This window comes from Prescottella soli, assembly GCF_040024445.1.
Classification (GTDB): domain Bacteria; phylum Actinomycetota; class Actinomycetes; order Mycobacteriales; family Mycobacteriaceae; genus Prescottella; species Prescottella soli.
On sequence record NZ_CP157276.1, the window covers coordinates 1,751,463 to 1,773,402 of the forward strand.

The 21,940-nt window shown below is 67.2% G+C and carries 18 protein-coding genes and 1 pseudogene; 7 read left to right on the forward strand and 12 right to left on the reverse strand.

Going from position 1 to position 21,940, the window contains the following annotated elements; translation table 11 throughout:
- The first annotated feature begins 187 nt into the window (after positions 1-187).
- Positions 188-2,935 (forward strand): cation-translocating P-type ATPase, encoded by a 2,748-nt coding sequence (locus ABI214_RS08250; RefSeq protein WP_348608523.1) that lies wholly within the window; start codon positions 188-190, stop codon positions 2,933-2,935.
- A 7-nt stretch (positions 2,936-2,942) separates the two neighbouring features.
- Here ABI214_RS08250 and ABI214_RS08255 read toward each other — a convergent pair whose 3' ends face one another.
- The 5 genes from ABI214_RS08255 to ABI214_RS08275 all read right to left on the reverse strand — a co-directional run bounded on the left by ABI214_RS08255 (position 2,943) and on the right by ABI214_RS08275 (position 8,292).
- Positions 2,943-4,484, reverse strand: coding sequence for a long-chain-fatty-acid--CoA ligase (locus ABI214_RS08255; RefSeq protein ID WP_348608526.1), 1,542 nt, complete (start codon positions 4,482-4,484; stop codon positions 2,943-2,945).
- A gap of 33 nt (positions 4,485-4,517) precedes the next feature.
- On the reverse strand, positions 4,518-5,111 hold the full coding sequence (locus ABI214_RS08260) for an RBBP9/YdeN family alpha/beta hydrolase (RefSeq protein ID WP_348608529.1): 594 nt from the start codon (positions 5,109-5,111) through the stop codon (positions 4,518-4,520).
- Between the two features lie 93 nt (positions 5,112-5,204).
- The gene (locus ABI214_RS08265) at positions 5,205-6,260 is read right to left on the reverse strand and encodes a 3-keto-5-aminohexanoate cleavage protein (RefSeq protein WP_348608532.1); all 1,056 of its coding nucleotides are present in this window, start codon (positions 6,258-6,260) and stop codon (positions 5,205-5,207) included.
- Between the two features lie 52 nt (positions 6,261-6,312).
- A complete protein-coding gene (locus tag ABI214_RS08270) occupies positions 6,313-7,161 on the reverse strand; it encodes a TauD/TfdA dioxygenase family protein (protein WP_348611406.1) in 849 nt (282 codons plus the stop codon).
- 153 nt (positions 7,162-7,314) lie between these two features.
- A complete protein-coding gene (locus ABI214_RS08275; protein ID WP_348608535.1) occupies positions 7,315-8,292 on the reverse strand; it encodes a quinone oxidoreductase family protein in 978 nt (325 codons plus the stop codon).
- Positions 8,293-8,645: 353 nt separating this feature from the next.
- On the opposite strand from ABI214_RS08275, the gene ABI214_RS08280 reads away from it, so the two are divergent.
- The 4 genes from ABI214_RS08280 (at position 8,646) to ABI214_RS08295 (ending at position 12,901) form a co-directional block, all read left to right on the forward strand.
- On the forward strand, positions 8,646-9,725 hold the full coding sequence (locus tag ABI214_RS08280) for an AraC family transcriptional regulator (protein WP_348608538.1): 1,080 nt from the start codon (positions 8,646-8,648) through the stop codon (positions 9,723-9,725).
- A gap of 362 nt (positions 9,726-10,087) precedes the next feature.
- Entirely contained in the window at positions 10,088-11,452 is a 1,365-nt protein-coding gene (locus tag ABI214_RS08285) for an MFS transporter (protein ID WP_348608541.1), read from the forward strand.
- A gap of 40 nt (positions 11,453-11,492) precedes the next feature.
- Complete coding sequence (locus tag ABI214_RS08290) at positions 11,493-12,257, forward strand: CoA transferase subunit A (RefSeq protein WP_348608544.1); 765 nt, start codon at positions 11,493-11,495, stop codon at positions 12,255-12,257.
- Positions 12,254-12,901, forward strand: a complete 648-nt coding sequence (locus tag ABI214_RS08295; protein ID WP_348608547.1) for a CoA transferase subunit B — start codon at positions 12,254-12,256, stop codon at positions 12,899-12,901. The genes ABI214_RS08290 and ABI214_RS08295 overlap by 4 nt, the downstream gene beginning before the upstream one ends.
- Positions 12,902-12,972: 71 nt before the next feature.
- Here ABI214_RS08295 and ABI214_RS08300 read toward each other — a convergent pair whose 3' ends face one another.
- From ABI214_RS08300 to ABI214_RS08315, 4 genes and pseudogenes are all read right to left on the reverse strand, one after another.
- Entirely contained in the window at positions 12,973-13,869 is an 897-nt protein-coding gene (locus ABI214_RS08300; RefSeq protein ID WP_348611409.1) for an IS3 family transposase, read from the reverse strand.
- Between the two features lie 59 nt (positions 13,870-13,928).
- Positions 13,929-14,312 (reverse strand): annotated as a pseudogene (locus tag ABI214_RS08305) (helix-turn-helix domain-containing protein); the annotation flags it as partial.
- Between the two features lie 94 nt (positions 14,313-14,406).
- Positions 14,407-16,029, reverse strand: coding sequence for a substrate-binding domain-containing protein (locus ABI214_RS08310; protein WP_348608550.1), 1,623 nt, complete (start codon positions 16,027-16,029; stop codon positions 14,407-14,409).
- Between the two features lie 71 nt (positions 16,030-16,100).
- Positions 16,101-16,532 carry a type II toxin-antitoxin system Rv0910 family toxin gene (locus ABI214_RS08315; protein ID WP_348608553.1) on the reverse strand — a complete coding sequence of 144 codons (432 nt, stop codon included), beginning with the start codon at positions 16,530-16,532 and terminating at the stop codon, positions 16,101-16,103.
- Positions 16,533-16,641: 109 nt separating this feature from the next.
- Here ABI214_RS08315 and ABI214_RS08320 point away from each other — a divergent pair, with 109 nt between their 5' ends.
- Positions 16,642-17,385: a class I SAM-dependent methyltransferase gene (locus tag ABI214_RS08320; protein ID WP_348608556.1), complete on the forward strand. Its 744-nt coding sequence runs from the start codon at positions 16,642-16,644 to the stop codon at positions 17,383-17,385.
- 66 nt (positions 17,386-17,451) lie between these two features.
- Here the strand turns inward: ABI214_RS08320 and ABI214_RS08325 are convergent, their stop codons facing one another.
- Together ABI214_RS08325 and ABI214_RS08330 are read right to left on the reverse strand one after the other, a co-directional pair.
- Complete coding sequence (locus ABI214_RS08325; RefSeq protein ID WP_348608559.1) at positions 17,452-19,095, reverse strand: solute symporter family protein; 1,644 nt, start codon at positions 19,093-19,095, stop codon at positions 17,452-17,454.
- Positions 19,092-19,454, reverse strand: a complete 363-nt coding sequence (locus ABI214_RS08330; RefSeq protein WP_348608561.1) for a DUF485 domain-containing protein — start codon at positions 19,452-19,454, stop codon at positions 19,092-19,094. Before ABI214_RS08330 ends, ABI214_RS08325 begins: the two co-directional genes overlap by 4 nt.
- Positions 19,455-19,745: 291 nt before the next feature.
- Here ABI214_RS08330 and ABI214_RS08335 point away from each other — a divergent pair, with 291 nt between their 5' ends.
- The gene (locus ABI214_RS08335) at positions 19,746-21,482 is read left to right on the forward strand and encodes an N-acyl-D-amino-acid deacylase family protein (protein WP_348608564.1); all 1,737 of its coding nucleotides are present in this window, start codon (positions 19,746-19,748) and stop codon (positions 21,480-21,482) included.
- Positions 21,483-21,512: 30 nt separating this feature from the next.
- Here ABI214_RS08335 and ABI214_RS08340 read toward each other — a convergent pair whose 3' ends face one another.
- Positions 21,513-21,875 carry a Rieske 2Fe-2S domain-containing protein gene (locus ABI214_RS08340; protein WP_348608567.1) on the reverse strand — a complete coding sequence of 121 codons (363 nt, stop codon included), beginning with the start codon at positions 21,873-21,875 and terminating at the stop codon, positions 21,513-21,515.
- Between the last annotated feature and the right edge of the window lie 65 nt (positions 21,876-21,940).

A 21,940-nucleotide genomic window follows, 5' to 3' on the forward strand; every position in this document is an offset into this window, starting at 1 on the left:
CGTGGGCGATTCGAGCCTTTTGCTCGCAGCGGAAGGGTTGCGGTGTGATGCCTCGTCAGCTCGCACCCACACAGCACCGCCCCGGGGCTTGACCCAGCCCACTCCCGCTTGGTGCGATTGATCGCAGGCGCGCTCCGGTGCAGGAGGACCTCATGGACGGACGTCGGCCCGGCTCGATCGGCACGCGATGACCGCTGCCGAGACCTGGCACACCCACGACATCGACGCCGTGGTGACCGAACTCGGCACCGACACGCAGACCGGGCTGACGAGCGACGAGGCCGCGGTTCGCCTGGCCCGGTACGGCCCGAACGTGATCGTGTCCGCGCCCGGCCCCTCCGGCTGGGCCATTGCCCTGCGGCAGCTTCGGGATCCGATGAACCTCATGCTCGTGGCCGTCGTCGTCGTCAGCCTGGTCATCTCGGAGGTGCCGACGGCGATCGTGGTCGCGGTACTGGTCGTGCTCAATGTCGTGCTGGGCACGCGACAGGAATTGAAGGCACGCGCCAGCGTCGACGCCCTCGCGAAGATGCAGACGCCGCAGGCGCGGGTGGTGCGGGACGGGGAGGTCACGGCTCTCGACGCGACCGACCTCGTGCCCGGCGACGTCGTCGCGCTCGAGGCCGGCGACATCGTCCCGGCGGACGGCCGCCTGGTCGCGTCGACGACCCTGGAGACGCAGGAGGCTGCGCTGACCGGTGAGAGCACCCCGGTCGCGAAGGACGCCCGGTCACTGGACAATGCCGATGCGCCGCTCGGTGACCGCAGCGACATGGTCTTCCAGAACACCTCGGTCACCCGCGGCACCGCCACGATGGTCGTCACGGAGACGGGCATGCACACCGAGATGGGTCGCATCGCGTCGATGCTGTCGGCCGTCGCTCCGAGCAAGTCCCCCCTTCAGCGCGAATTGGACTCGCTCACCAAGGTGCTCGGCATCATCGCGTGGACAGCGGTGGCGATCATCGTCGCGATCGGCGCGATCCGCGGACAGGACGTCACGACGGTCCTCCTGCTGGGCATCTCGATGGGAGTGTCCGCGATCCCGACCGGTCTTCCGACGTTCGTGCAGGCGATGCTCGCCTACGGGGCGCGGCAGCTGGCCGATGCCAAGGCCGTCGTCAAGAATCTCACCGACGTCGAGACGCTCGGCGCGACCAGTGCGATCAACTCCGACAAGACCGGCACTCTGACGATGAACCAGATGACGGTGCGGTCGCTGTACTTCCGCGGCCGGTGGTTCACGGTCGACGGCGTCGGGTACGGCAAGTCGGGGACGATCACCCACGTTGCGGGCGAACCGGTCCCGGACTTCACCCTGCTCGCGTACGGACTCTGCCTCGACAGCGACGCCGTCGTCTCCGACAGCGGGGAGGTCGTCGGCGACCCGACCGAGGCCGCACTGGTGGTGCTCGCCGCCAAGATGGGCGCCGACGCACCGCTCACCAGGCGGACGTATCCCCGCGTCGCCGAGGTGCCGTTCGACTCCGCGTACAAGTTCATGGCGACGTTCCACCACCTCCCGGTCGAGGGAACCACGTCGTTCCTGGAAGTGGTCAAGGGCGGACCCGACGTCGTCCTCGACCGGTGCACGAGCGCCTTCCGCCCGGACGGAAGTCGGGTACCGCTCGACGACGTACGAGAAGAGCTGCTGACCGCGAATCGCACCATGTCCGAGAAGGGGCTGCGCGTACTGGCCTTCGCCGCACGACAACTCGACGGCGAGAGCGAGGACGAGGACGCCGTGCGACGCGACCCCATGTCGTTCGTCGCCGACCTCACGTTCGTCGGGATGGTCGGCATCATCGACCCGCTCCGACCGGAGGCCGTGAGAGCGGTCCGCACCGCACACGGGGCCGGCATCGAGGTCCGCATGATCACCGGCGACCACGCGATCACGGCGGCGGCGATCGGGGCCGAACTCGGACTGGGGCCGGGCGCGATCGGCGGTGCCGAACTCCAGGCGATGACCGACGCGGAACTGACCGCCGAGCTTCCCCGCCTCCACGTGTTCGGCCGCGTCACGCCGCAGGACAAACTCCGCCTGGCCGACGTCATGCAACGCAGTGGCGCGATCGTGGCGATGACCGGGGATGCCGTGAACGACGCCGCCGCGCTGAAGAAGGCCGACATCGGTGTCGCGATGGGGTCCGGCAGCGAAGTCACCAAGCAGGCCGGCCGGATGATCCTCACCGACGACAACTTCGGAACCCTGATCACTGCAATCCGTTTGGGCCGCAGCATCTACGACAAGATCGTGTCGTACATCCGCTACCAGATGGCCAAGCTGTTCTCACTGGTGCTGCTGTTCCTCGTCGCGAGCGTCTTCGACATCAACGACGGAGTGGCCCTCACACCACTGATGGTGCTGTTCCAGCACTTCTTCATCACGCTGTTTCCGGTGGCCGTGATCATGGCCGACCCGTCGCCACCGCATCTGATGGACAAGCCCCCGCGTGACCCTGCGGTGCCGATCGCCAACCGCCGGTCCATCGGCCAATGGTTGGCGTACGGGGTGCTCCAGTTCGTGGTCGCGCTGGCCGCGATGCTCACCGCGCCGGGCGAGATGAGCTCCACCGAAGCGAACGTGCCGATGACGATGACGTTCGTGGTGCTGTCGTTCGGTTCGATCCTCGGCGGACTGGTGATGCGGCGCGATCCGGAATCCGGTCTCGCACCGCCGATTCTGGGTGCGGTCAGGATCCTGTCGATCGCCGCCGTCATCACGGTGTTCGCCGTCGAGATCGGGTTCCTCCAGGATCTGCTCCTGACGACGTCCCTGACCGGACCACAGTGGCTCGCGTGCATCGGATGGTCGTTGATCGTTCCGGTCGTCATCGAAGCCGAGAAAGCACTTCGACGCCGGCGGCGGGCGGGGTCCCCGATACCCCGTGCCGCCGCCGACGTCGTCGTACCCGAGCGCGCCCGGACGTAACTGCGTATCAGGCGAGTTCGCGCTTGAGGATCTTCCCGGTGGCGGTCATCGGCAACTGCTCGACGATCCGGACCTCACGCGGATACTTGTAGCTCGCCATGCGTTCCTTCGACCAGGAGACCAACTCGTCACCGGAGATCGCGGTGCCGGGCTCGGGAATGACGTACGCCCGCACCTCCTCACCGTGGCTCTCGTGCGGAACGCCGATGACCGCGGCCAGGGAGACCGCCTCGTGCGTCATGAGGACCTCTTCGATCTCGCGGGGGTAGACGTTGAACCCGCCCCGCACGATCATGTCCTTCGCCCGGTCGACGATGTAGTAGAAGCCGTCGGCGTCCCGTCGCGCGAGATCGCCGGTGCGGAACCAGCCGTTGTTCATCACCTCTGCCGTGGCCTCGGGACGGTCGTAGTAGCCCTTCATCACGTTGTGGCCGCGGATCGCGATCTCGCCCACGGCGTCGGCGCCCTCCACGGTGTTCCAGTCCTTGTCGACGAGGCGGACCTCCACGCCCCACAGCGGAACGCCGATCGAGCCGGCACGCGGATCCTGCTCGGGGTCGCTGAAGAGGGCGACCGGCGAGGTCTCCGACAGCCCGTAGCCCTCGAGGATCTGAACCCCGAACCGGCGCGCGAACCTCTCCAGGATCTCGACGGGCAGCGCCGCTCCCCCGGAGATGGCCTTGCGAAGATTCGCGGCGATCCGGCCGACGTCCACGGAGTCGTCCACCGCACCGAGCAGGCCCCAGTACATCGTCGGCACGCCCGCGAACATCGTGATCGACTCGCGCTCCATGATTTCCAGCGCGGCACCGGCCTCGAAGCGCGGCAGCAGCACCAGCGTCGCACCCATCGAGAACCCGGCGTTCATGTTGATGGTCTGACCGAACGAGTGGAACAGCGGAAGCGTCAACAGGTGGGTGTCCGGCCGACTCGGGGTGCTGTCGAACAGTCGGTTGGCGGCGAGCGCGTTCATCACCATGTTCGACTGGCTCAGCTCGGCGCCCTTCGGCTGACCGGTGGTTCCGCTCGTGTAGAGGATGACCGCCGTGTCCGTTGCCTCACGTACGACCGTCTCGAAGGTCGCGGACTGGTCGGGGAGCACCGCAGAGAGCGCCTCGATCCCCTCGCCGCTTCCGCTGTCCCCACCGATCACGAACATGGACCGGCACGACGACACCTCGCGGAATCCGTCCCGCCCGTACTCCCCGATCGGCAGATCCGGTCCGCCTTCGAAGCAGAAGTACGCCTTGGCGCCGCAGTCCTGCAGGTGGTACGCGATCTCCCGTCCCTTCAACAGGACGTTGAGCGGAACGACCACGGCACCGGCCTTGAGGATCCCGTAGTAGACGATCGGGAACCACGGCAGGTTGGGGCAGGAGATCGCAACCCGGTCGCCGGGCTCGATCCCGGACGCGACGAGGAGATTGGCGATCTGGTTCGCGAGACCGTCGGTCTCCGCGTAGGTGAACCGGTCCTCCCCCAGCACCAGCGCGTCACGGCTCGGGTACTTGCGGGCCGAGTCTTCCAGGAACATGGACAGATTGAGCATCGGGGCGTCTCTCTCGGGCAGCGGTCGTGAGGGTCAGTGGCTCGGCGCGGCCTGGACGCCGATCGTGGTGAACAGCTCGTCGAGGAGCTCGGTGGCACGGGGCCATTCGCCGTAGCCGGACGCCGGGTTGAGGTGTCCGACCTCCCCGAGGTCGACCAGACGGCCGCCCCACGCGTGTGCGAGGTCGACGACGACGGCGAAGTCGGCCAGCGGGTCGTTGGTGCTGGCGGCGACGATGCTCGGGAACGGCAGCGGGCTACGCGGGACCGGGTTCCAGCCGTTCGCCTCGAGGTCCGCCAGCGACGGGTAGCCGGCCGGCAGCGGGGTGGAGAGGTCCGACGGGGTGGCCAGGATCGCGCCCGCCACCGGGCGGTCGTGCCGCGCGGCCCAGTGCACGGTGATCATCACACCGGCGCTGTGCGCGACGAGCACGACGGGCCCGTCGATGTCGGCGAGGACGGCGTCGAGTGCCGCCACGCGGGCGTCGAGGCTGAGCTTGTCGTGCTCGAGCGGCGGAACGGTACGGACCTTGTCCAGGCCGGCGGCCAACAGGGTCTGCCAGTGGTCCTCGACGTGGTCACGCAGTCCGGGAACGACAACGACGGTCGGGGAAACGGAGCTGCTCAAGGCATTTCCTCCAAAAGATCTCGAGACGGGCGGACGAGCGGGGACACCTGTAGGTGTCCCCGCTCGCTGCTGTCGCAGACGGGTGACAGCGGGTCAGGCGTGCTGGGTGAAGCCGACCTGGCCGGGCTGGCGGTTCGGGGCGTAGCCGAGCTTGGCGAGGGTCTCGTCGGCGTTCGCGTACGTGGTGCCGATCTTGTAGATGTCGCGGGCCTCCTTCGCCGTGGCGACCTCACGGCCGAGCTCCTTGGCGACGCGCACCAGCTGACGCACCTGCTCGGCCGAGGTGATCTTCACCTCGCCGTTCGGCGCCCACAGGTTGTCCTCGTTGCCGCAGCGGGTGTGCAGACCCATCGCCATGGCCATCGTGTTCACCGGCAGCACCGAACGCATCAGCGTCTCGAGCGTCAGGCACGCGCCGTCCGGGACCCGATCGATGAAATTCATCATGTTGTACGGGTTCGGGCCGTCGAAACCGCCACCGATGGCAACCCACGTCAGGTTCAGCGGGCCGGTGTAGACGCCACGACGGATCAGCCGCTCCACCGTCTCGAGCTGAGGAATCGACGAGAGCTGGAAATGCGGCTGGATACCGGCGGCCTGCAGACGACGCAGGTGCTCCTCGACCCACTCGGGACCGGCGGGGACGGTCATCTCGCGGTACGTCGAGGCGAGCTCGGCGTTCTCCAGGGAGGTGCCCTTGATGTCGCCCGGCGTCATCAGCTCCATGATGTTCATCTGGCTGGTGTTGATCGCGATCGTCACCTGGTCCGGCTTCGGATCCAGCTCCGCGAGCATGTGGCGGACGTTGTCCGGCAGCCACTTCGCGTCGGCGCCGTCACCCTCCGGCGCGAACGAGATCGAGCCGCCGACCTGCAGGATCATCTCCGGCACGGCCTCACGGAGGCGACCGAGGAGCTCGTTGAACTTCGACAGCCGCTTGGAGCCCTTGCCGTCCTCCTCGCGGACGTGGATGTGCAGCACCGTCGCGCCGGCCTCGTAGCAGTCCACCGCCTGCTGGACGTGCTCGTCCATCGTCAGCGGCAGGTCTTCGGGGAAGTCCTCCACCGCCCACTCCGGGCCGTACGGCGCGACGGTGATGACCAGCTTCTCCTGGTTCTCCGGGAAGAACGCATCGTCCTGGAAATGCATGGATTGACTCCGTTTCTGGATAGAGGTGAGAAATGTAGGTACGGAACGAAAATCAGAAGGGGCGGTCGCCGATGATCCCGGCGCGCTCCATCTTTCGAACTGCGGGCCAGTAGTCCTGGACCGCGTAGTGCTGGGTCGACCGGTTGTCCCAGATCGCGACGCTGTTCTTCGTCCAACGCCAACGCACCTGGTACTCCGGGATCGTCGCCTGGGTCTGCAGGTACCGCAGCAGCTCACCGGCGCCCGGGGCGTAGTCGATGCCGTACCGGACGTTCTCCTCGGTGTGGTAGTTCGTGAGGTGCGTCGTGTAGCTGTTGACGAACAGGATCTTCTCGCCGGTCTCGGGGTGCGTGCGGACCACCGGGTGCTCGGCGTCCGGGAAGCGCTCCTTGAGTTCGAGGCGCTTCTCGATCGGCAGTCGCGCGCCGAAGGACGCCTCGATGCTGTGCCGGGCGCGCAGCCCCTCGATCTGCTCCTTGACACGCTCGGGCAGCCGCTCGTACGCCAGGGCCATGTTCACCCAGATCGTGTCGCCACCGACCGAGGGGCCCTCGACACATCGGAGCACGCACCCCATCGGAGGATTCACACGCCACGTCGCGTCGCAGTGGTAGGCGTTCTCGAACGCCTCGCGCGGGCTGTCGAGGTCCTTGTAGATCCGCACGAGACCGGGATGGTCGGGATCGCTGCCCACCACCGGATGATCCTCGAGGGACCCGAAACGCTCGGCCAGCGCGACGTGCTCGGCACGGCTCATTTCCTGGTCGCGGAAGAAGAGCACCTTGTGCTCCAGCAGCAGCGACTTCAGCTCGGCGAAGAGGTCGTCGTCGCGAGCCACGTCGGCGAGGTCGACGCCGTGGAGTTCGGCACCGATGCTGCAGGTCAGCGGACGCGCATCCATCGGCGTCACAGTCGTGACGGTCGCCCTACGGCCGGGTGCAAGTTCGACAGTGGTCATGACATTCTCCTGTACAAGCTGGAAGTGGTGCGCCGTGGCGCCGTCACGTGCTGTGACGGCGAACCGAACGACATTGCGCAGATGGATGATTCAGGTTCAGAACGAGAACACCGACGAGCCGATGCTGATGCCCGACTCCAGGTCGCGGTGGGCCTTCTCGGCTTCCTCGAGCGCGTAGTGCTGATTGATCTCGATCTTGATGCGGCCGGCCGCGACATGCCCGAACAGCTCGCCGGCGAGCTCGGCACGCTCGGCCGGATCGGCGATGTAGTCGGCGAGCGCCGGGCGGGTCACGAACAGCGACCCCTTGACCGCCAACTGCATTGCATTGATCGGCGGAATCGGGCCGGACGCCGTACCGAAGGCGACGAGCAGGCCCCGTCGGGCCAACGAGTCGAGCGACGACTGGAAGGTCGACTCACCGATGCTGTCGTACACGACCGGCACACCGGCTCCGTCGGTGAGCTCACGAACCCGCTCCGCGACGTTCTCGCGCTTGTAGACGATGACCTCACCGCATCCGTGAGCGCGGGCGACCTCCGCCTTCTCGTCGCTCGACACAGTACCGATCACATTGACGCCCAGCAGCTTTGCCCACTGGCAGAAGATCAGACCGACACCACCGGCAGCGGCGTGCAGCAGCACGGTGTCGCCCGCCTTCAGTGACGGGTAGATCCGGCGTAGCAGGTAGGACGTGGTGAGCCCGCGCATCGTCATCGCGGCCGCGGTCTCGAACTCGATGCCGTCCGGCAGCGCGATCAGGTGCTCGGCGGGCATGACGCGCTCGGTGCTGTACGCGCCGAGCGGGCTGCCAGTGTAGGTGACCCGGTCACCTTCCGCGAAGCCCTCCACGCCGGCGCCGACCGCCTCGATGACACCCGCGGCCTCGACACCCATTCCCGCAGGCAGCGGGGCCGGGTACATGCCGGTACGGAAGTAGGTGTCCGCGAAATTCAGTCCGACGGCCTCGTGTCGGATCCGCACCTCGCCCGGGCCGGGTTCACCGACCTCCACGGACTCCCACTTCAGGACCTCCGGGCCACCGGTCTCGTAGAAGCGAATCGCCTTTGCCATAGCTCTCTCCTTGATCATGAATCGACCCCGGGCAGGTCGACCCATTTGCGCGGTCGCCGGGACATTCTGGGCGGCAACCTCTTTCGTATCCGTTCATGTCGAGCCGGCGCTTGCACACTCGCCTCGACATGAACGGCACGTGAATCGCCGGGACGATTCCCGTGTGACTCAGCTGACACGACAGTATCGACATGTGGCCGATCACACATACCTTCACGGGACATATTTCTTTCCCTTTGGGGACATGAGTGTGACCCAGGAGATATGTCGGGCCGCACACCCGGGTTGGGATGTGTCTGGGCGCACACTTACCCTTGCGGGACAGCACGACCAGCCCGAGGAGGGTGATACGGGTGGCCAAGCCCCTCGCGCGATACGCCTCGCTGACCGGATATATCGAGGTCAGCCGCATGTTGAACATAGATCCGGTACAGCTGCTGAGGACCGTTGGACTCGACCCCTCGAGCCTCGACCTTCAGGATCGATGGATCCCAGCCGCCTCGGTGGCGCGCCTGCTCGAACTGTCGTCGGCCGTGTCCGGTCGCCCGGACTTCGCACTCAAGCTCGCCGAACACCGTCGACTGTCCACGCTCGGACCGCTCAGCGTGAGCATCCGCGAGGAGCCCAATGCCCGGAGCGCGTTCCAGATGCTGATCCGGTACCAGCACATGTACAACGAGGCCCTGCACATCCGCATGACCGAGCGGGACGGCTTGTCCGCGATACAGGTGAGCTTCGAACCCGGCGAACCGATGCCCGTCCGTCAGTCGATCGAACTCGCAGTCACGGTGGTCTACCAGCTTCTCCGCAACCTGCTCGGCGATCGATGGCACCCCGTATCCGTCTGCTTCGAGCACGGCCGGCCCACCGACGACTCCACACATCGCCGAATGTTCGCCGCGCCCCTCTCCTTCGACAACGACTTCAGCGGGATCGTCACCTACACAAACGATCTGAACGAACCGAACCGTCTGTCCGATCCGGGGTTGCGCTCGTACGCGAAGCAGTTCCTCGACACGATCTCGACACCGGAGGAACCGACGCTCGAAGGGCGCGTCCGCGAACTCGTCGAGCTACTCCTGCCGACCGGCCGGTGCTCCATCGACCAGGTGGCCCGCAGCCTCGGCGTCGACCGCCGCACGGTCCATCGCCATCTCGCAAAATCCGGCCAGACGTTCACCTCCGTCCTCGACACCACCCGAGCAGAACTCGCCAATCGGATGGTCAGCGGGACCCGCTACTCGTTCACCGAGATCTCGGAGATGCTCTCGTTCTCGACTCCGAGCAGCTTCTCCCGCTGGTTCAACCAGCAGTTCGGCGTCAGCCCGCGAGAGTGGCGCAAACAGGCAGCGACGGGCGTCTTCACAGGAACCGTCGGCGCCTACGGGACAGGCGTGTCCCAAGATGCACAGAATGACGTCCCGGAGGGGTAATTATCGTAAACGGAGTACATATAACGTGATGTGCGCCACGTTCCCTTGCGCGCAGTAGCACGCATCACTTCCGTATCCGCCCTCCGGTGAAATGAGCTCTGCCATGACCACGACCACCGAGCCGACACTCACCCCCACGATCGACCGCATGCAGCGAGACGGAAGCTGGAATCCGCTGTGGAACACCCTTTCCCAGTGGGGCGAACAGTTCATGGCGATGTACTCGGCGTCAACGGCAAGTAGACTCCCCAGGCCGAGCTGACCGCGTTCGAAGCCCCCTCCTAGACCAAGCCCCCGTCGCGACATCGATCGCCGCGCCCTCGATCGCCGCGCTCCCAGCCCATCCGCCTCCAGGAGCAACCATGGGACTGTCCCCAGCACCGACCGACCAGCTGGTCGGAACCATCGAACCCGACCACATCGAGCAGGACGTCGTCTCGGCCCCGAGTCGCCCGCGGTCCCGGATCTACCCGTGGCTCGTCGCCGCCCTCGCGTTCGCGCTGCTGCTGTCGGACTACATGTCCCGGCAGGTTCTCAGCGCCGTCTTCCCGATGCTGAAGGCCGACTGGGATCTGTCCGATTCCCAGCTCGCCTCGCTCACGAGCGTCGTCGCTCTGATGGTCGGCCTGCTGACGTTCCCGCTGTCGCTGCTCGCCGACCGGTGGGGCCGGGTCAGAAGCCTGGTTCTGATGGCTGTGATGTGGAGCATCGCAACGCTGTGCTGCGCGATCGCATCCAACTACGAGCAGATGCTGGCGGCGCGGTTCTTCGTGGGAGTCGGCGAGGCCGCGTACGGCAGCGTCGGCATCGCCGTGGTCCTCAGCGTGTTCTCCCCGCGTCTGCACTCATCGCTGAGCGGTGCCTTCATGGCCGGCGGATCGTTCGGTTCCGTGGTCGGCGTCTCGCTCGGTGGCGTGATCGCCGTGAACGTCGGGTGGCGGTGGTCGTTCACCGCGATGGCGGTTCTGGGACTCATCCTCGTCGCACTGTTCCGGGCCGTGGTCACCGAGTCGCGTCTCGCGAAGTACGCCGTGCACGACGAGCCCGTCGCCCCGGCCGATGGCGCCGCTCCGTCCGCCCCGGTGATCCGCGTCCCGGTGTCCACCCTGTTCACGAACCCTGCCGTGTGGTGCGCCTACCTCGCCGGCGGATTCCAGATGTTCACCGCGGCCGTCCTGCTCTCGTGGACGCCCAGCTTCTTCAACCGGTACTACGACATGGCGCTCGACAAGGCCGCCGGGGCGGCCGCGCTGTTCGTCCTGTTGGTCGGCACGGGAATGGTGGTGTGCGGCATGATCACCGACCGGGTGAGCCGTACCAATCCGGCACGCAAGTGGGTGACCGCCGTCGTGTTCTGCATGATCTCCCTGGTGGCACTCGGCATCGGATTCCGTCTGGGCACCGGCGCCCCCCAGCTGGTCCTGCTCGGAATCGGTGCATTCTTCTCGGCCGGCTGCTCCGGTCCGACGGCCGCCATGGTCGCCAGCCTCACCCACGAGTCGGTCCGCTCGTCGGCACTGGGTACACTCACCATCGCCAACAATGTTCTCGGATTGGCGTTGGGCCCCTTCGTCATCGGCATCCTCGCCGATCGACTGGGACTTCTCGAATCCCTCCAGCTCGCGCCGTTCTTCTACGTCGCTGCCATCGTCGCGCTGCTTGTCGGCAAGCGCGTCTACCCGGCGGGAATGCGCAAGCTCGCGGCGCAGAGCACTGCGTCCGCCTGACCCAGCGACAGCCGAGACAGTCGGAGACGGAAAGGTACTCATGAGCAAGATCTACGCATCGGCGGCCGACGCTGTCGCCGACATCCCCTCCGGGGCGTCCCTGGCCGTCGGCGGATTCGGACTGTGCGGCATCCCCGACGTTCTGATAGCCGCGCTCGCCGCCGGCACGGCAACCGACTTCGAGGTCTTCTCCAACAACTGCGGCACCGACGGCCACGGCCTGGGAATCCTGCTCGAGGACAGGCGCATTCGTCGGGTCACGGCGTCGTACGTCGGGGAGAACAAGGAGTTCGCGCGCCAGTACCTGTCGGGTGAACTCGAGGTGGAGTTGACGCCGCAGGGCACGCTCGCGGAGAAGATGCGCGCGGGCGGGGCGGGGATCCCGGCGTTCTTCACCCCGTCGGGAGTCGGCACCCCCATCTCCGAGGGCGGCCTGCCGTGGCGCTACGCCGCGGACGGTTCGGTGGCGCTCGCGTCGCCGCCGAAGGAGATCCGGGAGTTCGGTGGACGCGACTACGTCCTGGAGGAATCGATCACCGCCGACTTCTCGCTGGTGCACGCCATGGTCGCCGACACCGAGGGCAACCTGGTGTTCAACAAGGCCGCGATGAACTTCAACCCGCTCGCCGCAATGGCCGGCCGGGTGTGCGTCGCCCAGGTCGAGGTGATCGTCGAGGCCGGAGAACTCGATCCGGAGCAGGTCCATCTGCCCGGCATCTTCGTCGACCGCATCGTGCACATCGGACAGCAGGACAAGAAGATCGAGAAGCGGACCGTTTCGGCCGCGAAGGAGGGCACACGATGACCGCGGTGGTCGAGACCGTCGGCTGGACGCGCGAGCAGATGGCCGCACGCGCCGCACAGGAACTCGTGTCCGGCGAGTACGTCAACCTCGGGATCGGTCTGCCGACGTTGATTCCGAATCACCTGCCCGAAGGCGTCGAGGTCACGCTGCACAGCGAGAACGGGATCCTGGGCACCGGCCCGTACCCGACCGAGGCCGAGGTGGACCCGGATCTGATCAACGCCGGCAAGGAGACGGTGACGGTGAACGCCGGCGCGGCGTTCTTCGACTCCGCGACCAGTTTCGGGATGATCCGAGGCGGCCACATCGACACCGCGGTGCTCGGCGGCATGCAGGTCTCCGCCACCGGCGATCTGGCCAACTGGATGGTTCCGGGGAAGATGGTCAAGGGCATGGGCGGCGCCATGGACCTGGTTCACGGCGCACGCCGGGTCATCGTGCTCATGGAGCACACTGACAAGTCCGGCGCCTCGAAGATCGTCGAACGCTGCACGCTGCCGCTGACCGGAAGCGCGGTGGTTCACCGGATCATCACCGATCTCGCCGTGATCGATGTGACGGATGCCGGTCTCGCACTTCGCGAATGCGCACCGGGCGTCACCGAGGAGCAGGTGCGGGCCGCCACGGACGCGGCACTGCTCTGACGACAACGCGAACGGGGGTGGGCGGCCGGTCGTGAACTGGTCCCCGATAGTTGGACTGGCTAAGTAAGAGCCTAGGCGGCGAGGGCCTGGGTCCGGTATTGCGCCGGGCTCAGGCCTTCGAGCTTCGTGGAGATCCGTTCGGTGTTGTACCAGCGGATGTACTCGTGAAGTGCGGTGGTCAGTGCGCCGGTCTCGAGGTATCGGGTGTGGTGGAAGAGTTCGGCTTTGAGGTGGCCGAAGAAGTTCTCGATCACGGCGTTGTCATAGCAGTTGGCCTTGCGGGACATCGATTGGGTCGCACCGGCATTCGCGAGCAGCCGCCGCCAGGACGAGTGCTGGTAGTGGAATCCTTGGTCCGAGTGCACGAGCGGTGCCTGCCCGTCGTCGAGAGTCGCGAGCGCGGCACGCAGAGAACTGTTGGTCAACTCGAGAGTCGGTGCCAGGCCGATCGAGTAGGCGATGATCTGTCGGTCGAACAGATCCATGACCGGCGACAGATACAGCTTGCGGTCGCCGACACGGAACTCGGTCACGTCGGTGACCCACTTCTGATTCGGTGCACTGGCGTCGAAGTCGCGGTCGAGCAGGTTCGCAGCGACCGCGCCGGCCTCACCGCGGTAGGAGGTGAATCTCTTCCTGCGCCGCACCCGGCAGACGAACCCGAGCGTGCGCATGAGTGTGAGCACGGTCTTCTTCGCTACTTGCCGACCGGCTTTGACCACCTCGCAGTGGATGCGGCGATGACCGTAGCGACCGTTACTGCGCTCGAACGCTTCCACGATCGCGGACTTCAGCTCTGCTTGTGGGTCCGGGTCCTGCAGGCGGGCCTGGTGATAGAAGAACGTCGACCGGGCCAGCCCGGCAGCCTCGAGCAGCACATCGAGGCGATGCTCGGCCTTGAGGGAGACGACAGCGTGGACCTTCGCTGTCGTTCCTGCGCCCTCAAGGCGCGCAATTTTCCCAGGTATGCGACCTCCGCGCGCAAGCGCTCGTTCTCTCGCCGTAGTTGTTCAAGCTCGCTGGCCTCGACCGACCCGGTACCGGCAGGGTTCGGTGGCCGGCCGGCCCGCTTCGGCCGCAACCCGTCCGCGCCCTCGTTGCGGTACGTGCGCGCCCACGTCTCGATCAGTTTCGGCGACGACAGGTCGAGGTTCCTTGCCAGCGCGACTTTCGTCTCGCCCGCAAGGAACCGGCGCACCACCTCGAGCTTGAACTCGAATGTGAACGACCGCTTGAACGGTTTGACCACCAGCGCTCCTCTGCCTCGAACCCGCCACCGGTCATACAGACGATCGGTGGCCGAGTGGCTCACGCCCAACCGCTTCGCGACCGCCTGACCGGCCCAACCGGCCTCGAACAACGCTACCGCCGTGGTCCGCTGATCCTTCGATAGTGAACTTTGTGGATACACAGAACTGCTCCCCGGACGTCGGAACTGAATTTCTCAGTCCAACTTCCGGGGAGCAGTTCATCGGCCGCCCACCCCCGTTCTCGCGTCGGGACGGTCAGCTCGCGGCGCGGCTACGCATCGCGTCGACGAACACGCCGGGGATCTCGGCCGGCGTGCGGGCGACGTGGCTCGTTCCGCCGGTCGCTGCCGAGATCTTCTGCAGAACAGCGGCATCGGCGTCCTCGGTGATACCGATCGTGACGATGATGACCGGACGGGCCGGGTCCTGCTCCTTCTTCAGCGTCGCGAGCAGCTCGTCGAGCGAGATGCTCGACGGGTCCTCGTTGGCACCGTCGGTGAGCAGGATGACGCTGTTGACGGCCACCGGATCGTAGCCCTCCTTGACCTTGCGGAACGCGGCGAGCGTGGTGTCGTACAGGCCGGTTCCGCCCTTGACGAGGGTCGGCAGGGTGCGCACCGCGTCCGTCAGACGCTGACGGTGGCTGACACCGTCGACCATCTGGCCCATCGGTCGGATCGGCGTGAGCTCCTTGTAGTCCTGCCCGTTGCCGCCCAGGCCGATCGAGAACGCCCACAACCCGAGCTGCGCGTTGTCGGGGAACAGCTTGGCGCCGGTCTCGCTGGCCTGGACCGTCAGTGCGATCCGGGATTCCGATCCGGCCTTCTCGTTCATCGAGCCCGAGACGTCCTCGACCACCAGCGCGCGCGAGGGCAGCGCCAGCACGGCGTACCGCTTGAACACCTGCGCCGTCGCGGCGGCATCGGTCGGAGTGAGGGTCGTGACGTCCCCGACGCCGCGACCGGAATCGAGGGGGCCACGGTCAGGTCCACGGAAACCACTGCGGGACAGGGCAGCACGCCCCGACTCCGACGCCATCGCCTCGGCCAGTGCGACGCCGGCCTCCTTCGCCGCGGCGTGGTCGGAGCCCGGCGCGGTCACCACCACCGGGTAGTCGAGGAACACGGCACCGGTGTTGGGGACCGTCACCGCCAGCTTCGACGGGTCGCTCTGGTTGCGCGCCACCACCTGTCCCTCGGTCGCGATCGCGATGCCGCCCTCGGCGGCGACCGCACCGAGCCGCGCGAGCACGTCCGCCTGGTGAAGATTGGCGGCCTGCGCCTGCGCGAGCGGAACGAGAGCGCCCGGGACGGCGTCGGCGGGAACCGTGCCCGCGTCCACCTCGGCGAGCGCACCGACGATCGGTGCGGCCGAGACACTGCTGGTGAGCGGATCGCCGATCCGCAGCCCGTGCAGTTGCAGCGCGCTCAGCCACGTCGCGAAGAAGGGCATGTCGCCCTGGCGGGCCGCGATCACGACCGGGGTGGCGGCGACCGACGGTGCCGCGACGTCGAACAAGGTGCCCGATCCACTGTTCGCCTTGGCGACCCATTGGGAGGAGTCCGGGATCCACAGGTCCGGGCCGCCCTGCTCCCCCGGGGCCCCGAGCGCGTCGACGCCCGACGCCGCCTCGACCGTGAAACTGCGGCAACCGAGGTCGTCGGCCGACATCGCGGTCGTGACCTCGGTGAGCACCGGGGCGATCGACGGGTCGGCGGCCACGGTGTACGCGGTCGTCGAATCGCAGCCGCCGCCGGCGAGACTGTCGACGACGAAATAGCCCGCACCCACGACGACCACGGCGGCGAGGCCGATCGATCCGTACTTGACGACGGGAGAGACGGTTTTCGCGCGCGGTGCGCTGTGACGACCGGCCATGGCTTGGAGACCTCCAGGGAAGGCGCAGCGAGCGCTGGTGGTGGCGGATGATCGGGCGGGTTCCGCCCGAGTCAGGCGTACAGGGTGACGAACTTCTGCAGGGAGCTTTCGATGTCGCCGCGAAGTGCTCTCGCGACGCCCGCCCCGATCGGGCCGAAGAGCGGCGCGCCGCCGAGATCGATGTCGAGGGCGACCCTCGCACCTTCGGCCGCGGGGTCGACGCTGAGCACCAACCCGAGCTTGACGCCGCCCTTGCCGTCGCCCTTCAGGACCAGGCTGCGGGGCGGGTTGTACTGCTTCAACGTCCAGGTCACCCGGTTGCGCAGGCCCTTGACGGTGACCACCGAACTGATCGTGGTGCCCGCGCTCAATGCTGCCGGCAGCTCACCGCGCCACGCCTCGTGGATGCTGAGCCACTGGTCGAACCCCGTCAGATCCGACGCCTTGTTCCATGCGTCCTCCGGGCTCATCGGCACGTCCATGGACACCTTCAGCTTGGCCATTGACGGATCGTAACCAATGACAAAGGTGACGTACACGACAGCTGCGGCTCTTGCCGCAACCCTCCGCCGGGCATACCGCAGCCCGGGATCGGGGATTACCGTCGAGAGCATGAACGTGCCAGTCGATCCATCACGTTTCGAAGAGATGTACCGCGATGAACAGACGGCGCACGGATTGCCGACGGCCACACCCTGGGATATCGGCGGGCCGCAGCCGGTGATTCGACAGCTCGTCGCGCTCGGCGCGGTCAAGGGCGAGGTCCTCGACCCCGGAACGGGTCCCGGGCACCATGCCATCCACTACGCATCGAAGGGCTACTCCGCCACCGGTATCGACGCGTCACCCACCGCCATCCAGCGCGCCCGAGACAACGCGGAGGCCGCCGGGGTATCGGTGAACTTCCAGGTCGCCGACGCGACGGTGCTCGAAGGGCTCGAGAATCGGTTCGACACCGTCGTCGACAGCGCCTTCTACCACACCTTCAGCACCGACACGGATCTGCAGAAGTCCTATCTGCGGGCCTTGCATCGGGCGACGAAGCCCGGGGCACGGTTGTTCATGTTCGAATTCAGCCCGCACAACGTCAACGGTTTGAGCTTCCCGCTCGCGATTCCCGAGGACAACTTCCGACAGGTCCTTCCTGCCGGAGGCTGGAACCTCACCTACCTGGGACCGACCACCTATCAAGGCAATCTCAGCGTCGATGCCCTCGAGGCGATGGCTGCCGGCAACCCCGACATGTCCGACGAGTTCGAACCGCTGCTCGAACGGCTTCGAATCATCGAACCCCTCCTGATCGACGGCAGAGCCCACCTTCCCTTCTGGGAAGTCCACGCCACCCGCATCGATTGACTGCACGACACGAGCTACCGGTCGGCCGGCGAGATGGCCGGCCGACCGGTGTCCGTCCTGGTGCGCCTAGTGCGCGACGGCCTTCTCGACGCCGACGCCGGTGAGCGAGCGGACCTCCATTTCGGCCTGCTTGACCGGGTCTTCGAGCTTGTTCCGGCCGACGTAGGTGCCGACGATGCCGAGCACGAACGCGAGCGGGATCGACACGATGCCCGGGTTGGCCAGCGGGAACCACGAGAAGTCGGCGTGCGGGAACATCGACGTCTTGGCCCCCGAGACGGCCGGCGAGAAGACGATCAGCACGAGGCAGCTGATCAGACCGCCGTAGATGCTGAACAGCGCGCCGGTGGTGTTGAACTTCTTCCAGAAGAGCGAGTACAGCAGGGTCGGCAGGTTCGCGGACGCGGCGACCGCGAACGCCAGCGCCACCAGGAACGCGATGTTCTGGCCCATCGCCAGGATGCCGAGGACGATCGCGACGACACCGATGACCACCACGGTGATCCGCGAGACCCGGACCTGCTCCTCCTCCGACGCCTTTCCCCGCTTGATGACGCTCGCGTAGATGTCGTGAGCGAACGACGCGGACGCGGTGATGGCCAGGCCGGCGACGACCGCGAGGATCGTCGCGAAGGCGACCGCGGAGATGATGCCGAGGAAGATGGTGCCGCCGAGTTCGAACGCGAGCAGCGGAGCCGCCGAGTTCTCCTTGCCGGGGGCCGCGAGGATCTCGTCGGGGCCGACCATCTTCGCGGCGCCGTAGCCGAGGACGAGCGTGAACAGGTAGAAGGCGCCGATCAGTCCGATCGCCCACGTCACCGAACGCCGCGCCTCCTTGGCGGTGGGCACCGTGTAGAAGCGCATCAGCACGTGCGGCAGACCCGCGGTGCCGAGGACCAGTGCGATACCGAGCGAGACGAAGTCGAGCCGCGACATGTCGCTGATGCCGTACTTGGCGCCCGGCGCGAGCACGTCGCGACCGGCGACCGCCTCGTTGGCCGAGCTGTTCACCATGTTCTGCGCGTCGGCCAGCAGCTGCGAGAAGTTGCCCTTCACCGCGAGCAGCACCAGGACGAACATGATGGCGGCGCCCGCGATGAGCAGGACGGCCTTGACCATCTGCACGTAGGTGGTGCCCTTCATGCCGCCGATCAGCACATAAACGATCATCAGCACGCCGACGACGGCGACGACGATCGCCTGCCCCGCGAAGTCCTTGATGTTCAACAGGAGTGCGACCAGACCGCCCGCACCCGCCATCTGCGCGAGCAGGTAGAACAGCGAGACGACGAGCGTCGACAGGGCCGCCGCCATCCGGACCGGACGCTGCTTCAACCGGAAGCTGAGCACGTCGGCCATCGTGAATCGTCCTGTGTTGCGCAGCAGTTCGGCCACCAGCAGCAGCGCCACGAGCCACGCGACGAGGAACCCGATCGAGTACAGGAAGCCGTCGTAGCCGTACACCGCGATCGCGCCGGCGATGCCGAGGAACGATGCCGCCGACAGGTAGTCGCCGGCGATGGCGAAACCGTTCTGCGGTCCGGAGAACTGGCCGCCGCCGGTGTAGAAGTCCGAGGCCTTCTTCGTCGACCGGCTGGCCCGGATCACCAACGTCATGGTGCCGACGACGAACGCGACGAAGATCGCGATGTTGAACAGCGGGTTGCCGACATCGGTGGCGGGCGCGGACTGCGCGAGCGTGGTGATCACTGGGCCGGTCCTTCCAGTTCCTCGCGGATCGCCGACGACCGCGGATCGAGCTCGCGGTTCGCGAACCGCACGTACAGGGCGGTGATCACGAACGTCGTCGCGAACTGGCCGAGCCCCAGGACGATCCCGAGGTTGACGTTGCCGAACACCTTGGTGGCCATGAAGTCCGGCGCGTACGTCGCCAGTAGGACGTACACGGCGTACCACGTGAGGAAGAACGCGGTCATCGGAAAGACGAAGCGCCGCAAGCGGTGCCGCAGTTCCTGGAACTGCGGACTGGCCTGCATGTCGACGAAGGCCTGCGCGTCGGGTGCCGGCCGCTGCGGCGGCGCGCCCGAACCGAGGTCGGTGGTGGTCATGGTGGCTCCTGGGACATCGGCAACCGCGTCGCGGCCGCTGGTGCGGGGGTGTGCGATGCGACGCTAGTGAGAGCCAGGTCACAGGAGAAGGCTGTGGCACCGGTCACACGCCGAACTGTCGTTAGGTGCGCCGAACGGTCGTCCGGCCGCGACGAGCGGTACGGCTGCCAACGCCGCGCGCCGCCGTCCGAACGCCCCGAAATACCACTCGCTGACACCATGTCCAGTTAATCTTCGGAACGTCATCACGGTGCGGATGGCGCGCCGGTCGACGATCAGCGAGGAGTGGATATGGCTTTCTCTCTTGTGATCTCCAACGGGACAGTGGTCGACGGGACCGGCAGCGACCCCTATGTCGCCGACATCGGTGTCCGGGACGGCCGGATCGCGGCGGTCGTGCCGGGCGGCGGGCTCAGCGGCGCGGACGCCGACGAGGTCATCGATGCGACCGGGCTGGTGGTGACCCCGGGGTTCGTCGACATCCACACGCACTACGACGGCCAGGTCACGTGGGATCCGATGCTCACTCCCAGCTGCTGGCACGGCGTCACCACCGCGGTGATGGGCAACTGCGGCGTGGGATTCGCACCCGTAGCCGACACCGCGCGGGACTGGCTGATCGGGCTGATGGAGGGCGTCGAGGACATTCCGGGTGCCGCGCTGTCCGCGGGAATCCGGTGGAGCTGGGAGTCGTTCCCGCAGTACCTCGACGCGATCGACCGCCAGCCGCTGGCCATCGATGTCGGGACGCACGTCCCGCACGGAGCGGTGCGGGCCTACGTCATGGGTGCGCGTGGCGCCCGGAACGAGGCCGCGTCGGCGGAGGACATCGAGCTGATGGCCAAGTTGGTCCGCGAGGGCGTCGAGGCCGGGGCGCTCGGGTTCTCGACCTCGCGCACCATCGTGCATCGAGCCATCGACGGTGAGCCGGTGCCGGGCACCTTCGCCGCCGAGGACGAGCTCTTCGGGATCGGGCGGGCGTTGGCCGCCGCGGGCACCGGGGTCTTCGAACTGGCGCCCGCAGGCATCATGGGCGAGGATCTCGCCGCGCCCGATCGGGAACTCGACTGGATGGTGCGACTGGCCGAACTCACCGGGCGGACAGTGAGTTTCGGCCTGTTGCAGCACGACGGCGCACCGGACGACTGGAAGCGCTTGCTGGACCTGGCCGCAGCCGCGTACGAGTCCGGCATCCCGCTGCGCCCGCAGGTGTCGGCCCGCCCGCTGGGGCTGCTCACCGGACTGCAGACGTTCAACGCCTTCAACACCCGTCCGAGCTACGTCGCCGCCGTCGAACGCGCGGGAGGTGACCTCGATGCGCTGGTCTCGGCGCTGCGCGACCCGGCGACCCGACGAGCAATCCTCGACGAGGCCGACTCGCCCGACAACCGGATGCCCTACCTGAGCAAGCTGGACCGGACGTTCAACCTCGGAGACCCGCCGCAGTACGAGCCCGATCCCGACTCGAGCCTTGCCCGCGAGGCCCGGCGGGCGGGGCGGGATCCCTTCGAGTACGCGTACGACCTGCTGCTCACGGAAGCAGGCCGCGCGCTGTTCTTCCGGCCGTTGTTGGGCTACTCGAACTTCACCCTCGATCCGATCAGCGAGATGCTGCTGCACCCGGCGACCGCGGTCGGGCTCGGTGACGGCGGAGCGCACGTCGGTGCGATCTGCGACGCGTCCAACACGACGTTCCTGCTGACGCACTGGGCGCGCGATCGCAGCCGCGGCGAGAAGATCCCGCTGGCGACCGCGGTGCGGAAGATGACCCTCGACACGGCGACCATCTACGGGCTCGGCGATCGCGGAGTGATCGCCGAAGGCAAGAAGGCCGACCTGAACGTGATCGACTTCGAACGGCTGCAACTGAAGTCACCGGAAATGGCGCACGACCTGCCCGGCGGGGCACGGCGACTGCTGCAACGCGCCGACGGGTACCGGGCCACCATCGTGTCCGGTCAGGTGGTGCTGCGCGACGGCCAGGACACCGGTGCGCGGCCCGGCGCCCTGGTCCGCGGCGCGCGGTGAACACCCGCCTGGTGGTGATCACCGCGGTGTTCACCACCAGGCGTTGGCTGCCCTGATCGGCCGACCGGTCGGAGGAGCATCGGAGGCCTGCAGGTAGAGCAGGCCCTCCCGCTCCTCCGACGTCCACGCCCGGATCGGGAGGAGCTTGGGCGAACCGCCGACGCAGCGTCCCTCGCCGTTCCAGCGCCAGCGGTGCGCCGGGCAGTCGATGTTGTCGCCGACGACCCGCCCGTTGCTCAGATCGGCGCCCATGTGCGGGCAGCGCGAGTCGAGGATGTGGATGACGCCCGCCCGGTCCGAGTAGGCCACCAGGTCGGTGTCGAATGCACGGACGGCATGCGGTTTGCCGTCGCGAAAGTCGTCGGCCGCTCCGAGGCACTGCCATTCCGCCACGCGGGTCTCCTTCTTCCCGGCGTGCACACCGGCGTACACGCAACCCTGTCACGTTGGCCGGTTCC

Bases quoted from the DNA above. Each gene is read 5' to 3' on its own strand.
- ABI214_RS08250 (WP_348608523.1), top strand. From the start codon at position 188: ATGACCGCTGCCGAGACCTGGCACACCCACGACATCGACGCCGTGGTG.
- ABI214_RS08255 (WP_348608526.1), bottom strand. From the start codon at position 4,484: ATGCTCAATCTGTCCATGTTCCTGGAAGACTCGGCCCGCAAGTACCCG.
- ABI214_RS08265 (WP_348608532.1), bottom strand. From the start codon at position 6,260: ATGCATTTCCAGGACGATGCGTTCTTCCCGGAGAACCAGGAGAAGCTG.
- ABI214_RS08270 (WP_348611406.1), bottom strand. From the start codon at position 7,161: ATGGATGCGCGTCCGCTGACCTGCAGCATCGGTGCCGAACTCCACGGC.
- ABI214_RS08275 (WP_348608535.1), bottom strand. From the start codon at position 8,292: ATGGCAAAGGCGATTCGCTTCTACGAGACCGGTGGCCCGGAGGTCCTG.
- ABI214_RS08285 (WP_348608541.1), top strand. From the start codon at position 10,088: ATGGGACTGTCCCCAGCACCGACCGACCAGCTGGTCGGAACCATCGAA.
- ABI214_RS08290 (WP_348608544.1), top strand. From the start codon at position 11,493: ATGAGCAAGATCTACGCATCGGCGGCCGACGCTGTCGCCGACATCCCC.
- ABI214_RS08295 (WP_348608547.1), top strand. From the start codon at position 12,254: ATGACCGCGGTGGTCGAGACCGTCGGCTGGACGCGCGAGCAGATGGCC.
- ABI214_RS08310 (WP_348608550.1), bottom strand. From the start codon at position 16,029: ATGGCCGGTCGTCACAGCGCACCGCGCGCGAAAACCGTCTCTCCCGTC.
- ABI214_RS08315 (WP_348608553.1), bottom strand. From the start codon at position 16,532: ATGGCCAAGCTGAAGGTGTCCATGGACGTGCCGATGAGCCCGGAGGAC.
- ABI214_RS08320 (WP_348608556.1), top strand. From the start codon at position 16,642: ATGAACGTGCCAGTCGATCCATCACGTTTCGAAGAGATGTACCGCGAT.
- ABI214_RS08330 (WP_348608561.1), bottom strand. From the start codon at position 19,454: ATGACCACCACCGACCTCGGTTCGGGCGCGCCGCCGCAGCGGCCGGCA.
- ABI214_RS08335 (WP_348608564.1), top strand. From the start codon at position 19,746: ATGGCTTTCTCTCTTGTGATCTCCAACGGGACAGTGGTCGACGGGACC.